General features: G+C 65.8%; 24 protein-coding genes and 1 tRNA gene. 18 read left to right on the forward strand and 7 right to left on the reverse strand.

The window, feature by feature from the left end; genetic code table 11:
• Positions 1-11 precede the first annotated feature (11 nt).
• From FIV34_RS03975 to FIV34_RS03985, 3 genes are all read right to left on the reverse strand, one after another.
• Positions 12-659 carry an FMN-binding negative transcriptional regulator gene (locus FIV34_RS03975; protein ID WP_139979893.1) on the reverse strand — a complete coding sequence of 216 codons (648 nt, stop codon included), beginning with the start codon at positions 657-659 and terminating at the stop codon, positions 12-14.
• 53 nt (positions 660-712) lie between these two features.
• Positions 713-1,741, reverse strand: coding sequence for a redoxin domain-containing protein (locus FIV34_RS03980; RefSeq protein ID WP_139979896.1), 1,029 nt, complete (start codon positions 1,739-1,741; stop codon positions 713-715).
• Between the two features lie 84 nt (positions 1,742-1,825).
• On the reverse strand, positions 1,826-2,443 hold the full coding sequence (locus FIV34_RS03985; RefSeq protein ID WP_139979898.1) for a LysE/ArgO family amino acid transporter: 618 nt from the start codon (positions 2,441-2,443) through the stop codon (positions 1,826-1,828).
• 99 nt (positions 2,444-2,542) lie between these two features.
• Between FIV34_RS03985 and FIV34_RS03990 the strand changes: the two genes are divergently transcribed.
• The 12 genes from FIV34_RS03990 to FIV34_RS04045 all read left to right on the forward strand — a co-directional run bounded on the left by FIV34_RS03990 (position 2,543) and on the right by FIV34_RS04045 (position 11,617).
• Entirely contained in the window at positions 2,543-3,454 is a 912-nt protein-coding gene (locus tag FIV34_RS03990) for a LysR family transcriptional regulator ArgP (RefSeq protein WP_139979900.1), read from the forward strand.
• 122 nt (positions 3,455-3,576) lie between these two features.
• Positions 3,577-3,966 (forward strand): VOC family protein, encoded by a 390-nt coding sequence (locus FIV34_RS03995; RefSeq protein ID WP_139979902.1) that lies wholly within the window; start codon positions 3,577-3,579, stop codon positions 3,964-3,966.
• 16 nt (positions 3,967-3,982) lie between these two features.
• Complete coding sequence (locus tag FIV34_RS04000) at positions 3,983-4,858, forward strand: alpha/beta hydrolase family protein (RefSeq protein ID WP_139979904.1); 876 nt, start codon at positions 3,983-3,985, stop codon at positions 4,856-4,858.
• An 80-nt stretch (positions 4,859-4,938) separates the two neighbouring features.
• Positions 4,939-5,973, forward strand: a complete 1,035-nt coding sequence (gmd, locus tag FIV34_RS04005) for a GDP-mannose 4,6-dehydratase (protein WP_139979906.1) — start codon at positions 4,939-4,941, stop codon at positions 5,971-5,973.
• Complete coding sequence (locus tag FIV34_RS04010; RefSeq protein WP_139979908.1) at positions 5,957-6,853, forward strand: NAD-dependent epimerase/dehydratase family protein; 897 nt, start codon at positions 5,957-5,959, stop codon at positions 6,851-6,853. The genes gmd and FIV34_RS04010 overlap by 17 nt, the downstream gene beginning before the upstream one ends.
• Positions 6,850-7,083, forward strand: a complete 234-nt coding sequence (locus tag FIV34_RS04015; RefSeq protein ID WP_139979910.1) for a hypothetical protein — start codon at positions 6,850-6,852, stop codon at positions 7,081-7,083. Before FIV34_RS04010 ends, FIV34_RS04015 begins: the two co-directional genes overlap by 4 nt.
• 142 nt (positions 7,084-7,225) lie before the next feature.
• Entirely contained in the window at positions 7,226-7,558 is a 333-nt protein-coding gene (locus FIV34_RS04020; RefSeq protein WP_211352708.1) for a hypothetical protein, read from the forward strand.
• Between the two features lie 38 nt (positions 7,559-7,596).
• On the forward strand, positions 7,597-8,016 hold the full coding sequence (locus FIV34_RS04025) for an ion channel (RefSeq protein ID WP_139979912.1): 420 nt from the start codon (positions 7,597-7,599) through the stop codon (positions 8,014-8,016).
• Positions 8,017-8,134: 118 nt separating this feature from the next.
• Positions 8,135-9,115, forward strand: a complete 981-nt coding sequence (gene dusA, locus FIV34_RS04030; RefSeq protein WP_139979914.1) for a tRNA dihydrouridine(20/20a) synthase DusA — start codon at positions 8,135-8,137, stop codon at positions 9,113-9,115.
• Between the two features lie 68 nt (positions 9,116-9,183).
• Positions 9,184-9,471: a PepSY domain-containing protein gene (locus tag FIV34_RS04035; protein WP_139979916.1), complete on the forward strand. Its 288-nt coding sequence runs from the start codon at positions 9,184-9,186 to the stop codon at positions 9,469-9,471.
• Positions 9,471-10,163, forward strand: a complete 693-nt coding sequence (locus FIV34_RS04040; protein ID WP_036115892.1) for a response regulator transcription factor — start codon at positions 9,471-9,473, stop codon at positions 10,161-10,163. Before FIV34_RS04035 ends, FIV34_RS04040 begins: the two co-directional genes overlap by 1 nt.
• A 53-nt stretch (positions 10,164-10,216) precedes the next feature.
• Positions 10,217-11,617, forward strand: coding sequence for an ATP-binding protein (locus FIV34_RS04045; protein ID WP_246058743.1), 1,401 nt, complete (start codon positions 10,217-10,219; stop codon positions 11,615-11,617).
• A gap of 6 nt (positions 11,618-11,623) precedes the next feature.
• Here FIV34_RS04045 and FIV34_RS04050 read toward each other — a convergent pair whose 3' ends face one another.
• A complete protein-coding gene (locus tag FIV34_RS04050) occupies positions 11,624-12,346 on the reverse strand; it encodes a M90 family metallopeptidase (RefSeq protein WP_246058744.1) in 723 nt (240 codons plus the stop codon).
• A 44-nt stretch (positions 12,347-12,390) separates the two neighbouring features.
• Positions 12,391-12,747, reverse strand: coding sequence for a hypothetical protein (locus FIV34_RS04055; RefSeq protein WP_139979922.1), 357 nt, complete (start codon positions 12,745-12,747; stop codon positions 12,391-12,393).
• A gap of 200 nt (positions 12,748-12,947) precedes the next feature.
• Here FIV34_RS04055 and FIV34_RS04060 point away from each other — a divergent pair, with 200 nt between their 5' ends.
• The 5 genes from FIV34_RS04060 (at position 12,948) to FIV34_RS04080 (ending at position 16,671) form a co-directional block, all read left to right on the forward strand.
• The gene (locus FIV34_RS04060; protein WP_139979924.1) at positions 12,948-13,928 is read left to right on the forward strand and encodes a biotin--[acetyl-CoA-carboxylase] ligase; all 981 of its coding nucleotides are present in this window, start codon (positions 12,948-12,950) and stop codon (positions 13,926-13,928) included.
• Positions 13,925-14,683 carry a type III pantothenate kinase gene (locus FIV34_RS04065; protein ID WP_139979926.1) on the forward strand — a complete coding sequence of 253 codons (759 nt, stop codon included), beginning with the start codon at positions 13,925-13,927 and terminating at the stop codon, positions 14,681-14,683. Before FIV34_RS04060 ends, FIV34_RS04065 begins: the two co-directional genes overlap by 4 nt.
• 65 nt (positions 14,684-14,748) lie before the next feature.
• Positions 14,749-15,549 (forward strand): SPOR domain-containing protein, encoded by an 801-nt coding sequence (locus tag FIV34_RS04070; RefSeq protein WP_139979928.1) that lies wholly within the window; start codon positions 14,749-14,751, stop codon positions 15,547-15,549.
• Between the two features lie 16 nt (positions 15,550-15,565).
• A tRNA-Thr gene (locus FIV34_RS04075) sits at positions 15,566-15,641 on the forward strand.
• Positions 15,642-16,167: 526 nt separating this feature from the next.
• Positions 16,168-16,671, forward strand: coding sequence for a hypothetical protein (locus FIV34_RS04080; protein ID WP_139979931.1), 504 nt, complete (start codon positions 16,168-16,170; stop codon positions 16,669-16,671).
• Between the two features lie 86 nt (positions 16,672-16,757).
• Here the strand turns inward: FIV34_RS04080 and FIV34_RS04085 are convergent, their stop codons facing one another.
• Positions 16,758-19,814: a hypothetical protein gene (locus FIV34_RS04085; RefSeq protein WP_139979933.1), complete on the reverse strand. Its 3,057-nt coding sequence runs from the start codon at positions 19,812-19,814 to the stop codon at positions 16,758-16,760.
• 18 nt (positions 19,815-19,832) lie between these two features.
• Here FIV34_RS04085 and FIV34_RS04090 point away from each other — a divergent pair, with 18 nt between their 5' ends.
• Positions 19,833-20,054: a hypothetical protein gene (locus FIV34_RS04090; protein ID WP_139979935.1), complete on the forward strand. Its 222-nt coding sequence runs from the start codon at positions 19,833-19,835 to the stop codon at positions 20,052-20,054.
• Here the strand turns inward: FIV34_RS04090 and FIV34_RS04095 are convergent.
• Complete coding sequence (locus tag FIV34_RS04095) at positions 20,045-20,323, reverse strand: hypothetical protein (RefSeq protein WP_139979937.1); 279 nt, start codon at positions 20,321-20,323, stop codon at positions 20,045-20,047. The two genes, FIV34_RS04090 and FIV34_RS04095, sit on opposite strands and share 10 nt — an antisense overlap.
• Positions 20,324-20,325 lie beyond the last annotated feature (2 nt).

The following is a 20,325-nucleotide window of genomic DNA, read 5'->3' on the forward strand; positions in this document are numbered from 1 at the left end:
CCTGTGCGCGATCACCCGCCCCCGGATCGCTCGGGACCCGCCGCACGCCGCATCGCAACCGCCAGTGCAACATTCCCGCTCCCCTCAACACCCCGCACAGCCCCCGCGAAATCCTCATCCGTCCGGTTCTGGCTCAGCTTCCGCTTCCCCTCCATCCGGGTGATGTCGATTTCCATCCCCACGATGTGGGCGAGTTCCTCGGCGAGATAGTCCGCCGGCGCATCGCTCATCTTCCACGGCGCCGGCAGGCGCCCCTCATGCTCGCGGGTGAGTCGTGCCACCGCGCCGCGCACGAACCGCTCACCGTCGATAACGCGGATGCGCCCGTGCACATGCACCACCTCGTAATTCCAGGTGGGAACATGTCGATGCGTTTCCTGCTTGCTGGGATACCAGTTGGGCGAGACGTAGCCATTCGCGCCACGAAACACCACCAGTACCTCGTCGCCGTCGGCCACCGCCTGCCACACCGGATTGGCGCGCGCGACATGCGCCAGCATCACGCCGGCCTCGCCGCGCGTTTCATCCAGCACGAAGGGCAGGTGATTCGCGTCGAGGCCACCGTTCGACCGCGTCACCAGCATGCCCAGCGGATGCTCGCGGATCAGGTCGAAGAGGGTAGCGGTATCGGTTTCGGTGAAGAGCGTCGGCATATACATGGCGGTGGGATCCGTGGGGACGCTCCATGGAACCACGCCACCGACCCGCCCCGCTAGCCGAAGGTGAAGGAATACGCCTGCGCGCCCGCGTCGATGAGTTCGATTTCAAAGACGTGGTCGGCAATCGGCAGGGGCTGGCGGATCAGCTGGTACATGCGCGGCTCGTCGATCACGCCGCGGCCGTCGCTGTCCACGTCCGTGCCATGGGCGGCGCCGGGTGGCTTGCCATCGATGGTGATGCGGAAGTGCACGGGCGTGCCAGAAAGCGACGGGCCGAGCACGAAGTGCAGGTCGCGGGCGTGGAAGCGGTAAGCGATCTTGCCGCCGGGTATGTCCGATACGGCGCTTTCCCGGCCGACCGTCCAGTGGCCTGCTAGAGCCCACTGGTTGAGCGTCAGGTTGCCGGGAATCTCATAAGCGTGGGTGCGGTCGCGCACGATGTCGCCCGGCGAGGCGAAGTTTTCGGTCCGCGCGTAGCCGGTGTACGTTTCGGGTGATCGCTCGTCGCGTTCGTCGGCGGGAGCTTCGGCGCCGGTGCCCGTCGCTGCGACCAGCGGGCCTTCAGCGGGCGCGTTGCCCGCTTCGGCCAGCAGCTGCCGGATCAGCAGCTCGGACTTGTCGTAGTTCCCCTCGCCAAACTCCGCGTGGCGCATCACGCCCTTGGCGTCGAAGAAATACAGCGCAGGCCAGTATTCGTTGTTGAACGCGTTCCATACGCCGTGATGGCTGTCGATGGCGACCGGGTAGTCCACGCCGTAATCCCGGATGGCCCACTTCACGTTGGCCGGATCGCGCTCAAAGCCAAATTCCGGGGAATGGACGCCGATAACGACGAGGCCCTGGCCTTTGTACTTCTGCGCCCACGCGCGCACGTAGGGCACCTGGCGGAGGGAGTTGATGCACGAGTACGTCCAGAAGTTGACCACCACGACCTTGCCGCGCAGGTCCGCCGGCGAAAGCGCCTTGCCATTGAGCCAGCCGGTGGCACCGTCCAGCGGTGGCAGCGAACTCGCCGCGGCGGGCAGGGCCGCCAAGGCGGCAAGCGCGATGGCAACGCGGGCAAAGGGTCGCAGGTGTTTCATGGCCGGTCTTCCTACAAAAAACGCATCAGGAGAGCCTGATTACAGCAAGGTGCTCGCGCATCCTATTGCACCAACCTATCGAGCCTAGGAAAACGGCCGCACCAGCAGCGTGATGCACAGCGCCAGCATGAAAAGCGCGATCGATGCATCCATGACGCGCCACGCGGTGGGGTTGCGAAACACCGGCGTCAGCAACCGCGCGCCGTAGCCCAGCGCCAGGAACCACGTGATGCTGGCCGCGCAGGCGCCGGCCGCGAACACCCAGCGCAGGGAACCGGCATACGCCGTGGATAGGCTGCCGAGCAGGATCATCGTGTCCAGGTAGACGTGCGGATTGAGGAAGGTAAACGCGAGGCAGGCGAGGGCGGCCTTGTACCAGGCGTGCTGGCGGCCATCGCCGACCGACAGGCCGCTGGTGCCCCGCCACGCACGCCAGCCTGCCATGAGCGCATACGCGCCCAGAAAGGCCGCGCCACCCACGCGCAAGGCCTGGAGCAGCCACGGCGCATGCTCGACCAGCGCGCCCATGCCGCCGACGCCGAGGAGGATCAGGGCCAGGTCGCTCGTCGCGCAAATGGCCACGACGACGCCGACGTGCATCTGCTGCAGGCCTTGCCTGAGGACGAACGCGTTCTGGGCGCCAATGGCCATGATGAGGCCGGCACTGGCGGCGAAGCCGGCAGCGGCTGTGGTGAGAATCATTGGAGGGGTCCAGCGGAGGGATGCGCCATGGTGACGGGGCGGGCGGGCTTAGACAAACTAAATGATCTTGGCGGCCATAAGAATTGCTAATCTCCATCCATGGACCTCCTCCACCCGCAGCTTTCCGCCTTTGCCGCCATCATCGAGGAAGGCAGCTTCGAGGCCGCCGCGCGCCGCCTGTCGGTGACGCCCTCCGCCGTCTCCCAGCGGATCAAGGCGCTGGAGGACCGGCTCGGCCAGGTGCTGGTGTTGCGCCAGGCCCCGTGCAAACCGACCGACGCCGGCCAGCGGCTGTTGCTACGCCTGCGACCCATGCAGGCCCTGGAAGTGGAGGCCATGGCCGATTTCCTTCCCGAGGAGGTGCGGCGGTCGCAGTCCCGTCCCATCGGCATCGCGGTCAATGACGACTCGCTGCACACCTGGGTGCTCCCGGCGCTGGCGACGCTTCACGAGCGGCACGGCTATTTCTTCGACGTGCGCGTGGACGACCAGGATCACACGCTCGGGCACCTGCGCGAGGGTGCGGTGCTGGGTGCCATCACCTCGGAGCGCAAGGCACTCCAGGGCTGCAACGTGTACCCACTGGGGCGTATGCGTTACCACGCCATCGCGTCGCCCGGTTTTGCCCGCCGGTATTTCCCGCAGGGCATGGATGCGGCCTCCCTCGCCCGTGCGCCGATGATCGTGTTCAACCGCAAGGACGACCTGCAGGCGCGTTACGTCCGGCGCATTACCCGCGCGCAACTGGCGCCTCCCGTGCACTACTTGCCGACCTCCACCGGCTTCGTGGAAGCCGCGGGCCTCGGGCTCGGCTGGTGCCTCGCACCCGACCTGCTGGTCCGCGCGGCGCGCGCGGCAGGCGAGGTCATCTTCGTAGACGAGGGCCGCACGATGGACGTCCCGCTTTACTGGCAATGCGTGAGCGTGCACTCGCGCACCCTGGAAGACATCGGCCGCGCGCTGCGCGACACGGCGGCTAACGCCTTGCGACCTTCGACGGGGGAGGCGTGAACAGCATGCCCAGGATGCCCGTCGACCAAGGCGTCGAGGGCCGAGCGGCAATGCTACCGTAGGCATCTCGATGTACCGTGCTCTCACCCCAGGCCTTCTGGGCCCCTAGCGTCGGAGGTTCCATGAAACGAGTCACCGGAATTGGCGGCATCTTCTTCAAGGCCAGGGACGCCGCGGCGTTGCAGGCCTGGTACAAAAAGCACCTGGGTATCGATGTGCAGGCCTGGGGCGGTACGGCCTTTTCCTGGGCCGACGGCGACGGCAAGCCGGTCGGCGGCACCACGGTCTGGTCCGTTTCCTCGTCCGAGAAGGAAGCCCAGTTCGAGCCGGGCAGCGCCCCCTTCATGATCAATTACCGGGTCGACGACCTGCACGCGCTGGTCAAGGCCCTGCGCGACGAAGGCTGCAACGTGCTCGACAAGGTCGACGACTCCGAATACGGCAAGTTTGGCTGGGTCATCGACCCGGAAGGCAATAAGGTCGAACTCTGGGAACCGCCTGCGGGCCAGTGATATCCAAGGGGGCAATATGAAGGTTCGTGCGAAAACCGCGCGCTACGCACTGTGCGTAGCGCTGTGCCTGGCATTTCCCGTTGTCCACGCCCAGGCTGCTGAGGCCAGGGCGTCGATGGAGACGATGCAGATCCCGAGCCATGGCTCGATGATGAACGCCCTTGTCTATGTCGCCGCTGGCGCCCAGCCGCACCCGACGGTGATCCTGCTCCACGGATTCCCGGGTAACGAGCGCAACCTCGACCTGGCGCAGGACATGCGCCGCGCCGGGTGGAACGTCGTGTACTTCAATTACCGCGGGTCGTGGGGTTCTTCAGGGGACTTCTCGTTCTCGCACGGCATCGAGGATGTCGCCTCGGCCCTGGCCTATCTGCGCAACCCCGACAACGCGAAGCGGCTGCGGCTCGATCCGTCGAAGATCGTCCTCGTCGGCCACAGCATGGGCGGCTTCATGGCCGTGCAGGCCGCCTCGGCGGACCCCGCCATCAAGGGCATCGCCATGATCTCCGGCGCCGACATGGCGGGCGCCCTGGTGCAGGTCCAGGGGCAGGGGTCGAATGCGGAGGGTGTGAAGAAAATGGCCGCCGGCCTCGCCAAGGAAGGCATGGCGCCGCTGGCGGGCTGCACGCCGGAAAGCCTGGCGCAGGAATTGTCCGACCGTGGCGCGGGGTGGGTGTTCCCGTCGAAGGTCGCCGCACTCAAGGGGCGTCCGGTGTTCGTCATTACCTCCGATGACGGACTGGCCCCCGCGGACAACGCGTTCGCCGAGGGCCTGAAGAAAGCTGGCGATACCCAGGTGACCACGCTGCACCTGCCCACCGACCACGCCTATTCCGATCAACGGACGGAACTGTCGCGGGCCGTGCTGCAGTGGCTGGCGACGTTCAAGTAAGCGCCGTTCGGCCGTGCCGTTTTCCGGATTGCCGTAGAATCGGCGGTTATCGTCCGTTCCGATGAACTCCAGGAAGCCCCATGAAGAAAGCCATTGTTACCGGTATCAGCGGCCAGGACGGGGCATACCTCGCGCAATTGCTTCTGGAAAAGGGCTATGAGGTGTACGGCACCTTCCGCCGCACCAGTTCGGTGAACTTCTGGCGCATGGAAGAGCTGGGCGTCGCGACGCACCCCAATCTTCGCCTCGTGGAGCACGACGTCACCGACCAGGGCGCGACCTTTGCGCTAGTGGCCCGGGTTCGCCCCCAGGAGATCTACAACCTCGCAGCGCAGAGCTTCGTGGGTGTGAGCTTCGAACAGCCCGCCACCACGGCCCAGATCACCGGCGTGGGCGCGCTGCACTTCCTGGAAGCCATTCGCCTGATCGACACCTCGATCCGCTTCTACCAGGCATCGACCTCGGAGATGTTCGGCAAGGTGCAGGCGATGCCGCAGACCGAAGACACGCCGTTCTATCCGCGCAGCCCCTACGGTGTCGCCAAGCTCTACGCGCACTGGATGACGGTGAACTATCGCGAAAGCTACGACATGTTCGCGTCCAGCGGCATCCTGTTCAATCACGAAAGCCCGCTGCGCGGCCGTGAGTTCGTGACGCGCAAGATCACCGACGCCGTGGCCAAGATCAAGCTCGGCCAGCTCGACGTGCTCGAACTGGGTAACCTCGATGCGAAGCGCGACTGGGGTTTTGCACGGGAATACGTCGAAGGCATGTGGCGCATGCTGCAGGCCGAGGTGGCGGATACCTTCGTCCTCGCCACGAACCGCACGGAGACCGTCCGTGACTTCGTGCGGATGGCCTTCAAGGGTGCTGGTATCGACGTCGAATTCCGCCACAAGGATCTCGAAGAGATCGCGGTCGATACCGCCAGCGGCAAGACCGTCATGCGTGTGAATCCGCGGTTCCATCGCCCGGCCGAAGTCGATCTGCTGATCGGCAATGCGGCCAAGGCGGAACGCATCCTTGGCTGGAAGCCGCAGACCACGCTGGAGCAGCTTTGCCAGATGATGGTGGATGCCGACCTCACGAGGAACGCACGTGGCGTCTCCTTCTAACCTCGCCGGCAAGCGCGTCCTCGTCACCGGGGCGCTCGGGTTCACCGGGCAGCATGTGATTCGCGTGCTCACCGAAGCCGGCTGCGACGTGCACGACCTGGGCAACGGTGCGGATGGCGCGCCAGTAAACCTGCTCGATCGCTCGACGCTGCAGGACGCCGTCTCGCGCATCGCCCCGCACTTCGTCGTGCACCTTGCCGCCATCTCGTTCGTGGCGCACGGCGATGCGGAAGAGATCTACAAGGTCAACATCGTCGGAACCCGGAACCTGCTCGAGGCGCTGGCGGCGCTTCCGGTTCCGCCTGAAAACGTCCTGCTGGCGAGCAGCGCCAATGTGTACGGCAACGTCGGCGGCGTGCTCGACGAGACGGCGCCCTTCGCTCCGCAAAACGACTACGCCGTCAGCAAGATGGCGATGGAAGCGATGGCCTCGCTGTGGAGCGAGCGCCTGCCGCTCACCCTCGTCCGCCCGTTCAATTACACCGGCGTCGGCCAGGACGAAAAATTCCTGATCCCGAAGATCGTGGCGCACTTCCGGAAGGGAGCCAGCGTCATCGAGCTCGGTAATACCGATGTATCGCGTGACTTCTACGACGTGCGTTGCGTGGCGGACGTCTACGCCCGGCTGCTGGCCGCTCCCGGAACGGGGCAGGCCTACAACGTCTGCTCCGGCGTGGAGCACTCGCTTCACGAGGTGGTCGACATGATGCGCCGCATCGCCGGTCGCGATATCGAAGTGCGGGTGAACCCCGCGTTCGTCCGGGCCAACGAGATCAAGTCGCTCCGCGGCGATAACGCCCGCCTGCGGCAGCGGATCGGGGAGCTGCCGGCATTTAGCCTGGAAGCCACGCTGCGGTGGATGTACGAAGCGAAGGGGTGAGCGGGTCGCCCATCAAGGCCCGGCTGATCGCTGAGATACCCGTGGAGCGTGTCGATTTCGCGTCCGGCGAGGGTGCAGCCTGGCCCGTCATTGGCGACATCGTTGAGCTCGATCAGGGATTTACGGGGCCGAACGGCCAACCCATGGGCATGGTGGTTTGCTTCAATGACGACCGAAGCGTCCGCTGGGCAGCCGACGTACTGGACTCGGAGATCGAGCTGCTCTCGTGACGGATGGCGCATCCGCCAAAGGACGAAGGTCCTTATTCATCGCGGGAAATGCCCTTTGCGTAGGAATTCACGGTTCGCCCACGCGGAAGGGTCTATCGGGATTCCGGGGGTAGTTAGACGCAGTTAGCTTGGAGGCTTCGTGATGAGGCATATGGTGGCTTTGAGTGCGTTGGCTCTGGCTCTTCAGCTCGGTGTTGCTCGCTCTCAGCCTGTCTCGGACGACACGGCTCCTGCTGGCGGCATTCCTCTGGTCAATGCGACTTGCCCCGGAAAAATTGAGGTCCACGCTGATAAGGGGGGACCCATATTCGTCAACGGCCGCGAAGGCAAGCTGAAGCGTTTCAGCGCCAACTATTTCGAGGCGCGGGATGCTTCATCGGGCGTCGTTATTTCCTTGTCAGTTAATCCGGACGGAACGCCGTTGGTTTCTTACACTGGCAAAGGACGAGCGAATGGCATCTGCGAGCTGCACTGAGTACGGTTTGATCCTGCCTCGCGATCGCTGGAGGAATCGTGTTTAGTGAGCTTCTGCTAGCCACCGGGCTCGTTGTATTTACCACTTTCCTACATTCCATCGGTCTCCTTGGATTAAGCAAGGCCGTTTCCCTGGTCGGCTTTAAAGCGGGGTCCATCGAACAGCCGCTTCCCGTCGCGCGGATCGAGGTTTCCGTTGTCCTGGTGCTGGGACTGATGGCGATTCATGGTGCCGAGATTTGGGTCTATGCGATCACCTTCCTGGGTATCGACGCCGTTGATAACCTTCGCTCGGCGGTTTATTTCTCCACGATCAGTTACGCGGCCATTGGCTACAGTGACGCCGATATCCGCCCGGAGTGGGCCCTCGTTGCCGCGATCGAGGGAATAAACGGGCTCATCATGCTGGGATGGTCAACCGCGTTTCTTGTCACGGTGATGGCGAGAGCGCGTCGCTGACTGCAGCGCACGTTTGAAGGCTGGTCGGAGCGTTGGAAGCGTCAGCTCTATTCGTCCGCCCTGAGGGCCATGAGGCGCAAGCGCGCCCCTTCAAGGGGTTATTGGTAAAATACCCCCCATGCAACCCACCGACCCCTCCGCCTTCCGCCTCACCGTCGCCCCCATGATGGACTGGACGGACAGGCACTGCCGCTTCTTCCACCGCCTGCTGTCGCCGCACGCCCGTCTCTATACCGAGATGGTCACCAGCGCCGCGCTGGTGCGTGGCGGGCAGATTCGCCTGCTGGAGCATAGCCACGAGGAGCACCCCGTGGCCTTGCAGCTGGGCGGCAGCGACCCGGACGAGCTGGCCCAGGCGGCCATCCTCGGCGCCCGGGCGGGGTATGACGAGATCAACCTCAATGTCGGCTGCCCGTCGGATCGGGTCCAGTCCGGCAAGTTCGGCGCCTGCCTGATGCGTGAGCCGGAGCTGGTGGGCGAGTGCGTCCGGGCCATGGCCGAGGTGGTGGACGTGCCGGTGACGGTGAAGTGCCGCATTGGCGTGGACAACCAGGACGAATACGCCGACCTCCAGCATTTCACCCAGGTGATGGTGCAGGCCGGGGTGAAGATCCTCGTGGTCCACGCCCGCAAGGCCTGGCTGGAAGGGCTCAGCCCGAAGGAAAACCGGGAGATCCCGCCGCTGGACTACGGTCGGGTCTACCGGCTGAAGCAGGAATTCCCCGACCTCACCATCGTCATCAACGGTGGCATCACCACCGTCGAGGCTGTCCAGGAACACCTGGCCCACGTCGATGGCGTGATGCTGGGCCGCGCGGCCTACCACGACCCCTTCGTGCTGGCCCAGCTGGAAACGGCGCTGTACGGGGCCCCGCTGGTGGACCGGGCCGATGTGCTGGAGCGGATGCGTATCTATATCGAGGCCGAGCTGGCTCGTGGCACGGCGCTGAAGCACATCACCCGGCACATCCTGGGCCTGTTCCAGGGCGAGCCCGGGGCCCGCGGGTTCCGCCGCCAGCTGTCGGAAGGAGCCCACCTGCCGGGAGCGGATTGGGGCCTCATCGCGTCGGCCATGGCCCCCCTGCGCCGGGCGGCCTAAGTTTCGTTCAGCTTCGGGCGGGGCACGGCTCGGCATGATCGGGCCGACCGGATGCCACCGCGCCAGACATGAAAATCACGTTCCGTCCGCTAATTTTTGCCGCCCTCTGTGCTGGCACGCCCTTCGCCGCCCTGGCTCAGCAGTCGCTGACGCTGGAGCAGGCGGTTGCCAAGGTGCAGAAAGATACCGGGGGAAAAGTGCTGTCAGCGGATACCCGCCTCGTTGAGCGCGGGCGCATCACCGAATACCGGGTCAAAGTCCTCACCCTTGATGGGCACGTAAAAGTCGTGCCTATTCGAACCGAAACCGCCAAGCCCCTGGACGCCAGCGCCGGGGACACGAAGGAGAAACATTAATGCGAATCCTGCTCGTTGAGGACGAGGCCCCGCTGCGCGAGACCCTCGCCGCGCGCCTGAAGCGCGACGGTTTCGCCGTCGATGCCGCCCAGGATGGCGAAGAAGGCCTCTACCTTGGCCGCGAAGTGCCGTTCGACCTCGCCATCATCGACCTGGGCCTGCCCAAGCTGTCGGGCATGGACCTGGTCAAGGCGCTGCGCGAGCACGGCCAGCGTTACCCGATCCTGATCCTCACTGCCCGCGGTAGCTGGCAGGACAAGGTCGAGGGCCTGAAGCACGGCGCCGACGATTACCTGGTCAAGCCGTTCCACGTCGAGGAACTGCTGGCCCGCATCAATGCGCTGGTGCGTCGCGCCAGCGGCTGGTCCAAGCCGGTGCTGGCCTGTGGCCCGATCAAGCTGGATACCACCGCCCAGACGGTCACCGTCGAAGGCCGCCAGGTGGACCTCACCAGCTACGAATACAAAGTGCTGGAATACCTGATGCTGCACGCGGGCGAGCTGGTCTCCAAGGCCGACCTCACCGAGCACATCTACCAGCAGGACTTCGACCGCGACTCCAACGTGCTGGAGGTCTTCATCGGCCGCCTGCGCCGCAAGCTCGATCCGGAGAGTGCGCTGAAGCCGATCGAAACCGTGCGTGGCCGCGGCTATCGTTTCGCCATCCCGCGTAACGAAGCGGACGAAGACTAAGCCCACCGTGGCGGCGTGGCGCGATGCCACGCCGCCGAGGCACTGCAAGAAGCATGGAAACCGCTTCACCGATCAAACGGCGACCCTTGTCGCTGGCCGCGCGCGCGGCGCTGGCCACCGGCTTCGCGCTGGCGGCCTTCCTTGGCCTGACCGGCCTGGCGCAGAACAAGGCGAACTACGCCTCCGAGCTGTCAGCCATGCACGACCGGCTGCACAACTACGCCATCGCCTATATCACCGGCACGGACATCACCCGTGGCGGCAAGGTCACCACGCCTGACAGCCAGCCGAACCCGGATTTCTCCCGGCCCAATTCGGGGCTGTACGCGATCATCATCGGCAACGACGGCTTTCGCTGGGAATCGTCCTCGGCGGTGACCTCCGCCATGGGGCGCGACTTCGACTTCGTGCGCATGCTCTCGCCGGGCGAAACCGCGTTCGAACCGGTGGAAACGCGTAGCGGCAAGCTTTACGTCTTCAGCTATGGCGTGACGCTGGACAGCACCGAGAAGCGCAGCGTGCCGCTGACCTTCGCCGTGGCGCAGACCGAAGACCAGTTCGAGCGCCAGGTGGCGACGTACCGGCGCACGCAGTTTCTGTGGCTGGCCATGCTCGGCATGATGCTCATGCTGCTGCAGCTGTTCCTGCTGCGCTGGAGCCTGTTGCCGCTGCGTCGCGTGTCGAGTGATCTGGCCCATATCGAACGCGGCACGCGCGACCATCTCGACGGGCCGTACCCGGTCGAGCTGACGGTGCTTACCCGGCGCCTCAATGCCTTCATCGACAGCGAGCGCGAACAACGCTCGCGTTACCGCGACACGCTGGCCGACCTGGCGCATAGCCTGAAGACGCCGCTCGCGGTGGTCCGTTCGCAGCTGGAAACCGACAGTGACGCGCGCAGCCTGCGTGGCGACATCCTCGACCAGGTGCGCAAGATGGATGAGATCGTCGCCTACCAGCTCTCGCGCGCCGCCACCTCGGGTCGGCGGACCATTGCCGCCGAGGAGCCGATCGCCGGCCATGCGGAAGACCTCGTGCAGAGCCTGGAGAAGGTCTACGCCGCAAAGAACGTGCTGTGCGAGTTCGAGCTCGAAGACGGCGTGACCTTCCCCGGCGAGCAGGGTGACCTGCTCGAGCTGATGGGTAACCTCGTCGAGAACGCCTTCAAGTGGGCCTCGCACCGCGTCCTGCTGACCGCGCGCGCCACCCGCCAGGGCAAGAGCGGGCGTAACGGCCTGGAGCTGATCGTGGAAGACGACGGCCCGGGCATCGCCGACGACAAGATCGAAAAGATCCTGCAGCGCGGCGTGCGTGGCGATGAAAAAGTGCAGGGCCACGGCATCGGCCTGTCGATCGTGCAGGACATCATCAAGGCCTACCAGGGCACGCTGCACGTGGACCAGTCCGAGGAGCTCGGCGGCGCACGCTTCCGTGTGAATATCCCGCCGGGTTAACCGCCGTCACGCGGCGGGCGACGGCCCGTAGAACGCTGCAAGAAGCTGCGCCACCTTCGGCTCGGCCTGGCGCAACAACGCCGGCTGCGAGAAGTGCAGCTCGCTGGTCACGGCGAAATATTCCTCGGGCGCTTCGGCCGCGTACGGATCGATCATCGTTTCGCGGCCACGCTCCACCTGCTTCACGATGCGATCGAACGCCGACTGCATCGTGGCGATCCATTCGCGCCGGTTCATGCCGGAAAGCAGGGGCGGCACGCCATTCGCGGGCGCGGCGAGCATGTCCAGCTTGTGGGCCATCTCGTGGATGACGACGTTGAAGCCATCCCACGGCGCTTCAATGTCCAGCTTCACGTCCGCCAGGGAGAGCACCATCGGCCCGCGGTCCCATGCCTCGCCGATCAGCGTGTCGTCGCGCTCGGTGACCACGCCACTGCGCGCATCGTGGTGGCTGCGCCGCACGTTGAACTCGCCGGGGTAGACCAGGACATTCGTCCAGCCCTTGAAGGCTTTCGGGCCGCGGGGGAGGGCGGGCAGGCTGGCCTGCATGGCGATGACCAGCGTCCAGAAATCATCGAGCTCCGCGCCACCGAGCGCGTGGAAGCGCTTGGTGTGCAGGAACAGGGCGGTGAGCTGGCGGAGGTAATGCAGCCGCGGGGCGTCAAGGGCGCGCGCCAACGGCACGCGTGCGACGGCCTGATTCCAGCGGGTGTCATCGATCGGTGGCACCGCGGCACGGAAACGCGCCAGGAACGACGGCCAACCGCGAAAAATCAGAGCATCGACCCCGGGAGCAGGGACTGCCAGCTGGGGGCGGGCACGCGGATGGGGGCGGAGCTGTCCCGGTTCGCGTCGTCGGCATCCACGGTGGGCGAGGCGGACGAGGCTGAGCTGCCACTGGCGTGGCTGGACGAGCTGCCCGGGCGGGTGGACATGACGTCGCCCCCGGTGCTGCTGTTGTCGTGGGGCGCGCTGCCCTGCGAACGGCCGGCGCTGCCTTCGAACGACGACGACGAGACCGCCCCGCTCATGGAGAGCAGGCCAGAGGTCGGGTCGATGTCATAAGCGGCGGCGGTGCCGGTGGCACCGACGAGGCACAGACATCCGAGGATGTACGGTCTGGCGTTCATCGGTAAACCCCAAAACCCTCGGACAAACCGGGGGGAAGACCGATCCTCGCAGATAATTACCGGAGGCGCCAGTGCGCTTGGTCGGGCCCGGGGCGGCTTGGGCCAGACCCGGGCGAAATTCGTCCGCCTGTCCTAGAATCGCGCTATGTCCCCGTTTCCCCCACTTCCGGCTCAGGCCGACTGACGGCCCGACGGCACTCATGCTTGCACGCGACCTCCTCGAAGCCCTTGCCGGCGGCGACGCCGTGTCCGGCGCCTCCCTGGCCCGCCAGGCGGGCGTCACGCGCGCCGCTGTCTGGAAACAGATGGAAGCCCTGCGCCTGAAGGGCGTGCCGGTGGAAGCCAAGGTGGGCGGCGGCTATCGCCTGCCATGGCCGACCCAGCTGCTGGAGGCCAAGGCCATCCGCGCGGCGTGTCCGCCCGCGATCGTGCCGCATATCGGCATGCTCGAGGTCCACTGGGACATCGATTCCACCTCCAGCGAGCTGGCCCGGCGCAACCCGGTGCTGGACGACCTCTCCTTCGTGCTGGCCGAAGCCCAGTCCGCGGGGCGCGGCCGGCGCGGGCGCACCTGGCTCTCACCGCCCGGCATGAATCTCTATCTCTCCGTGCTCAAGCGCTTCGACGGGGGCTTCGCCTCGCTGTCCGGCCTGTCGCTCGCGGTGGGCGTGATGATCCTGCGGGCGCTCGACGAGGTGGGCATCCGCACCGCCGGCCTGAAGTGGCCGAACGACGTGATGGCCGGCAACGCCAAGCTCGCCGGCATCCTGGTGGAGCTTTCGGGTGAGTACTCGGGCCCCTGCGCCGCGGTGATCGGCGTGGGCCTCAACATCCGTCTGCCGGATAGCCTGCACGAGCGCGCCGGCCAGCCGATTACCGACCTTGCCGCACTGACCGGCGGGCAGCCGCCCGATCGCAACCATGTCGCCGCGGCCGTCGTCAGTGCGCTGGCCGACGGCCTGCGTGCGTTCGAGCGCCAGGGCTTTGCAGCCTTCGCGAAGGAATACGCCGCGAGCGACCTGCTGGTGGGCGAGTCGCTGCGCGTCATCGATCCGCGCGGCGAATACGTCGCGACGGGCGAAGGCGTGGACGAGCGTGGTGCCCTGCGTGTGCGCCGCGCCGATGGCGAGGCCGTCACCGTCGATAGCGCTGAAGTCTCCGTGCGCAGGAGTGGCCCATGATCCTGTTGCTCGACCTCGGCAACACACGCCTGAAATTTGCGCTGCTCGATGGCGCGACGTTTACCCATCGCGGTGCGTTCGGCTGGGATGCGGACATCGCGCACGAACTGGCGACGCTGTGGGCGACGTGGCCGCGGCCTGAGCGCGTGGTGGGTGCGTCCGTCGTTGACGGTGCGCGCGAAACCGCCGTGGCCGTCGCCGCCGGCAGCGCCTTCGATCGCACTCCCCAGTGGGTGCGAACGCCGGCCGAAGCCTGTGGCGTACGCAACGCTTACGCCGAGCCGCAGCGTCTCGGTGTCGATCGTTTCCTCGCCCTGGTCGATGCCTTCGACGCGGGCAGGGCGCCATGCGTGCTGGCCAGCGTCGGCACCGCGCTGACGCTGGATGCGCTTGCCGCGGACGGCCAGCACCTGGGCGGCTGGATTGCCCCGGGCCCGCTGCTGATGCAGCAGTCCGTGCTTGGCGCCACCGTGCAGGTCCGCCCCACCCATGCGGGTGCCGTGCGCGACCTCGCCGACAACACCGCTGACGGCCTCGCCTCCGGCTGCTGGCAGGCCAGTGCCGCCCTGGTCGATCGCTTCGTTCGACGCGCCGCTCCGCAGCTGGGTGGCACCCCCTCGGTGACCCTTGGTGGGGGTGATGCCGAGCTGCTCGCCCCCCTGCTCGAGCACGAGGTGAACATCGTGCCCGACGCCGTCCTTCGTGGCCTCGCCGTATGGGCCCGGACGCACGCCGACGCCCCGGATATCTTTTAGAATCCCCTCGCTGCCGGTTCTTACAGGGGAACGCGCGCAGGCCCACTGACAAGACCAAGGCCACCATGCTGCTGCGTTTGCTGTTCGTACTGTTGATCGCCCTCAACATCGCGGTGGCCGCCTGGCTGCTGCTGGGTGAGAGCGGCACGCATGCGGTGGAGACGGCTGACAAGGGCGTGCCCGAGTTGAAGCTGCTGACCGAGCTGCCGGTCGCGGCTGCCACGGCGGCGCCCGTTGCAGCGACCACGGCCGCACCCGTCGTCCCTGCGCCGACCACCCCGGTAGCCCCTGCCGCCACGGCGCCGGCTCCGGTGCCCACGCCGCCGCCCGCACCGCCGCGCGAGGCAGAAAAGGTCGCCGCGGAAACCCCCGCGCCGCCGGCCACGGTGCCGACGAGCCCGAAGCGCAGCTACCGATGCCTCGCCGTCGGCCCGTTCGCCAACCAGGTGGACCTGCGCACCACGCGCACCGCGCTGGCCGCACGCACGGTGCGCAGCCGCCAGCGCCAGGAACAGACTACCGAATCGCACGGCTGGCGCGTCTTCCTCCCCGCGCAGGCCACGCGCGACGAAGCCCTCGCCCAGGCCAAGCGGCTGGAGGCAAAAGGGATCAAGGATTACTTCGTGGTCACCGCCCAGGGCGAGCTGCAGAACTCCGTGGCCTTGGGCCTGTTCCACGACCCGGCCAACGCCCGCAAGCGCCGCGACGAAGTCATCGCCGCCGGTTTCCCGGCCCGCATGAGCGAACGCACCGAAACCACGCCGGTCTGGTGGCTGGATGTCGTCGTCCCCGACGACGCCAGCAACGAGGTCCGCCGTGGCATCCGCGCCCCCGGCGCCACGGCTCGCCCCACCGGCTGCTTCTGATAAACTCCCCGCCTTCGCCGGCATAGCTCAGTTGGTAGAGCAACCGCCTTGTAAGCGGTAGGTCCCCAGTTCGAATCCGGGTGTCGGCACCAGTGAAACCAAAGGCCTGCAGTGATGCGGGCCTTTTTCTCTTCCAGTGAGTCAACTCTCAGGCAACAGGCGGCGGGGTGCTTGGATCGAAAGCGTCTGCAACGACCCGCCCACATGAGCCGCACTGCGCGTGCGCGGAACCGGGTGTGATCGGCACCAGATAGTGACCGCCGCCGCGAACGCACCGCCGCGTAAGCAGGTGTTGTTTCGCCCAGGCCTGCACCGGCATAAGGATGAATACTGCGAAAAACCCTGGAATCCCAACGATCAGGTCCGCCGTTTCGGCGTCGATAAGCCGCGCCAGTAGGAAAGAGGCTCCGCAAAGGGCGGAAGCGAGCGCCGTAAATAGCCCAAGGCTTATGGCCCACGCCGTTCGGTCAGTGTCTTTGTCGTCGTCCGGCAAAAATGAACCATTCATCCGTCGCTCTCCATGTCGTCCGGCGCGTGACCGCTGGGCATCCAGATCCTAAGCCGTGCGACCGGTGGGGCGCTACACTCCGCCCGGATAACGACCGAGGAGAAGTAAGGATGGCTTTTATGGGACCGTGGGTGTGCGATACATGCGGCAACTCGATCAACTCGGCCGGAGAAGGATGGGTCGAATGGCTTTCGCGGTTCGCGCGTAAGGGCGAAGGGGAAACCGTGCGAGAAGCGAAAGATCTTCGCCTGGTTCACGCCTTCCCTGCGTCGCCGCTGAAAGGTAAACATCGCTGCCAGCACGACGAAGATGAAGCGTTTAAATTCGGACGCTTCACCGTCAGCGACCTCTGCCTGGATCGGTTCGTTGGTCCGGAGGGGCTGTCCTATCTGCTGATGACCCTATCGGATGCCCCGGAATCAATGCGTGACGCCTGGTCGGAAATGATCCAGCGCATCCACGTACCAAACTTCGATCGTGCGCTGCCGCATATCACGGCCGCGATCGACGAAGGCGTTATCGACCCGACTTGGAAGCAAGGCTACTACCACGAGGATCAGCTTGCTGCGGTCGTGCAATACGCAGACGAGAAGGCGGCTGCACGCCGTCGATGAGTGGGTGAAGAAACGGCCCCGCCAGCACCCATGACAGGCTGACGGGGCCGGCCCACGCGAGGGGAGCGCGTGGGGTTTGGCAGCCTTTACGGGCCGCCGAACGCCGGGTAAAGGTCGGGCGTGCGGGACGGCAGGTCCTGCGTCGGCGCCCACCACGTGGTTTGATTCCGCTCCGCCATGCGGCGCTCCACGCGGTCACGGTAGCCCGGGGACAGGTTGTCCATCAGGTTGTTGTAGACCATGTGGTTGAACGCCGCCTTGAGGTACCAGAGGCGCGTGAGCGGCGCCGCATAGTTGCGACCGAAGCGCAGGGCCTGCGCGCCAAACTGATCGGGCGCCACGGTGGGCTCGCCATCCTCTGGGTCGACGCCAGCGGCGCCAGACGCCGCGCTCACGCCGTTGTGGAAGATGCTGATGGCGTCCTCCGCCATCGTCGCCCCTGGCCCCAGCAGCTTGGCCAGCGCACCGTTCTGGTGGTCGCCCTTGTCGCCGAAGAAGAAATCGCCGTACATGCCCAGGCCGCCCGACGCCACGAGGATCTTGCCAAGGCCTTTGCGCGTTGCCAAGTCTTCAGCATCCTGCCCGTTGGCGATGTTCTTCAGCTCCAGCCCGAGGGCGCCCAGCGCCGCGGAGCCGGCCATGAACTTCGCCCGGTATGCCCAAGCGGACTTCCAGTCGTCCAGGCCGTTGGGCACGTCGAACATGTGGGTTTTGAAAATGCCCAGCGGGGTCTGCTTAAGGAACAGGATCCACGACATAAGCTCGTGGAACAGCGTGCCGCGGCTGCTGGGATCGAGTCCAAGGCCGACTTGGTCCGCCACGCTCCCGCCAGCGCCGCCGCGCGCGCCCACCTGCACGTCGTGCAGCGCCGTGCCGATGAGGGTCTGGGCCGCCTCCGCCCGGAGATTACGGGTCTCGCGGGCCACCTCCTGGCCATAGCGATCCTGAAACGCGTCGTTGAGCTCACGCCGCTTTCCGGCGTTCTGCTGCATCTGCGCGCTGAATTCCTTGAGCGCCGTAAGGTGGTCGTCCAGGCGACGTGCAAACGCCTTGGATTTATCGTCGATTGCGCCCTGCCGCTCTTTGGCAGCCAGGTCGATGGACTTCTGCGCCGCATCGATGCGGGCCTCGGCTGCGGCCTGTTTACGGCCGAGAGCTTCGGCCTTGTCGGCGACCCCACGGCCGTATCGCTGGACGAGACGGTTCATCTTCTCGCCGACACCCGGCGTCACCGCGAAGTTCTCGACCACGGAATCCGATCGGTTGTCCGGGTGCGTCCGCTGCTTGATGGCGCTCCGCTCGATATCTGCACCTTCCTGCACCGCTTCGAGGAAGTCACGGGCGCGGATCTGCGTATCCGCCGTGGAAAGGTATCGCGCGATATCGGTGTGGACCTCGGCGCGCGCGACCTGTGCACGTACCTGCTCGGCCCGTGCGTCGAGCACGCCCTGCGCATGGCCGTCCTTCACCGATGCGCGCGCCTTCATGGCGTCGAGCGTGTCCTTTGTCTTCTGTTTAAGAGCGTCGAACTTGTCCGTCCGGCCTTTCACCCAGTCGATTTCCTGCTGGGTGCGCTCATCGCGCGCTGCCGCATCAGCCTCGAACTGCTTGTTGATGCCGGCGGTACGCTGCTCGGCCAACGGGCGCAACTTGGCGTCCGGGATGTCGTAGATCGCATCCGGAGTCAGCATCGTATGGTTGCCGCTTTCACCCTTGTCGATCTCGGCCAGCTTCCACGTGTTCCACACGTCATCGGTCACTCCCCGCTTCGCGAGGTAATCGGCCGTTGCGCGGTCGAGGCTCGCGTATTCGGTTTTGCTCACGTGGTCGCCCAGCATGTCCATGATGCTGGCGCTCACACCGTGCGCCATCCCTCGATCCCACATGCGCAGGCCCGACAGCACGTGCACCGCGTGGTTGAGGAATTTGATGCCCGTAGGGCCCAACTCCTCCCCGCCAAAGCGATTGGCGGCGGACTCAAGGCCGTCGACCACGATGCCGAGTCGCGACACTGCTTTGCGGCTTCCGGGGTTCAAACCCGTAGCAACGTTTCCAAGGATCTTCGACCGTGACAGGCCCAACAGTCGGCCGTAGCCCACGGCCATCTGGAGGTCGGGGATGGCGGCGAAGACAGAAGACCCGAGCAGGGTGGAGCCTGCGACGCCGCGAATGCCTTGGGACACCTTCACCCAGCCGGGCGTGGGGCCCGGGTGGTCGGGCTGGCGCATGGCCTGCCATTCCTTGAGGGTCCGGCGCTTCAGCCGCTCGAGCTTTTCGAGACCCCTGGCCCGCTTTTCGGGCGTGGTCCCTTCGGCGGCGGCAGCATCGTTCGCGAACGCCTTTTCCAGCAGCTGGGGGAAGAACGTATCCGCGTCCCGACCGAACGAGCGCGCGGCTGCGATGTCGCGTGCCACACCGTTGAGGTGGTGCAGCAGCATGGAGTGGACGTTGTTCGCGGAGCCGTACTTGTCCATCATCGATGTGTAGCTATCGGCGTCCTTGAAGAAGAGCTGACGCGGCGCATTCCGCGACGACCCTACGGTATGACCGAACCCGCCGCCATCCCCGGTAGCCCGCTTGTTTGCGCCGTTCGTCCCCAGCGTCTCGGCCGACTTGCGGACCAGCTGCTCGATCTCCGGGGCGGTCATCGGTGTACCGTCCTGCTTGATATACCGGTCGTGATCGATGGCATCCAATGCATCGCGCACGAACTGCTCGCGGTCCGCGCCGATCTTTTCCCACGCCCACGGCTGAGGGGTGTGCCAGTCGTCCAGGCGGTTGATATGGATGCCTGCGTCCTGCATGTTCTGCAATGCCTCGTCCAGCACCTGCCGGATGGTGCCGCCAGCGGCATCCACCTGCGGCTTGCCCGTGGGCTCGTTACGAATGGCCTTCACGAGCTCGCGCTGTTCAAGCGGATCCTGCGCCAGCCCCCAGAACTTTCCTTTGCCGCCCACATCGTCGAGACGGCGTGCGAAGTCCCGAAAAATGGCCTTGCGCTTGATTTCGACAGAGAGATCGCCGCCGCGGTTCTCTGCATCGAAAATCGCGCGTTGTCGGAGGGCTGCGAGCTGTCCCTGGCCCTTGGCCGTGCCTGGCGTAAACGACTCCAGCAGGCGGTGCTGGCCGGCTTTGATTTCCATGTCGCGGATCGTGTTCGCATGGGCGCGGGTGATGTCATCCAGGGTCTTCTGGCGTGCCAGCTTGGCCCCTTCCTGGAGTCGCTGGTCGCGGGAGAGCTGGCGCCAGCGGCCCGGATCCTTCGCCTGCAGTTCCAGCATGGACGAGAAAATGCGCGTCTCGATCGAATCCAGCTCACCCTTGTTGGGCTTGCGGCCGAGGATCTGCTCGACGACCTGCTCGCATTGCGGCTTCATGCGTGACCCCGCAGGTAAACGACGTTGCTGGCGCGAGCTCGCTTTTCGAAGGTATGAGAAGCCACCTTGGCGATCGCCTCGCGCGCCCGCATGAGATCAGCGAGAAGATCCGCCCCACGCTGGCGGACCTCCCGCACGTTAGGGGCGTCTCCAGGGCCGATTGCGCGCAGCTGACTGCGCACCTCGTCGATCCATTCGTCGTAGCTGGCAAGCTCTTGTTCCAAAGAGGTCGCCAGAGTGGCGTAGCGCGTGCCGAACCCTGCGTTCTTAATCATGT

This window comes from Luteibacter pinisoli (assembly GCF_006385595.1).
Lineage (GTDB): Bacteria > Pseudomonadota > Gammaproteobacteria > Xanthomonadales > Rhodanobacteraceae > Luteibacter > Luteibacter pinisoli.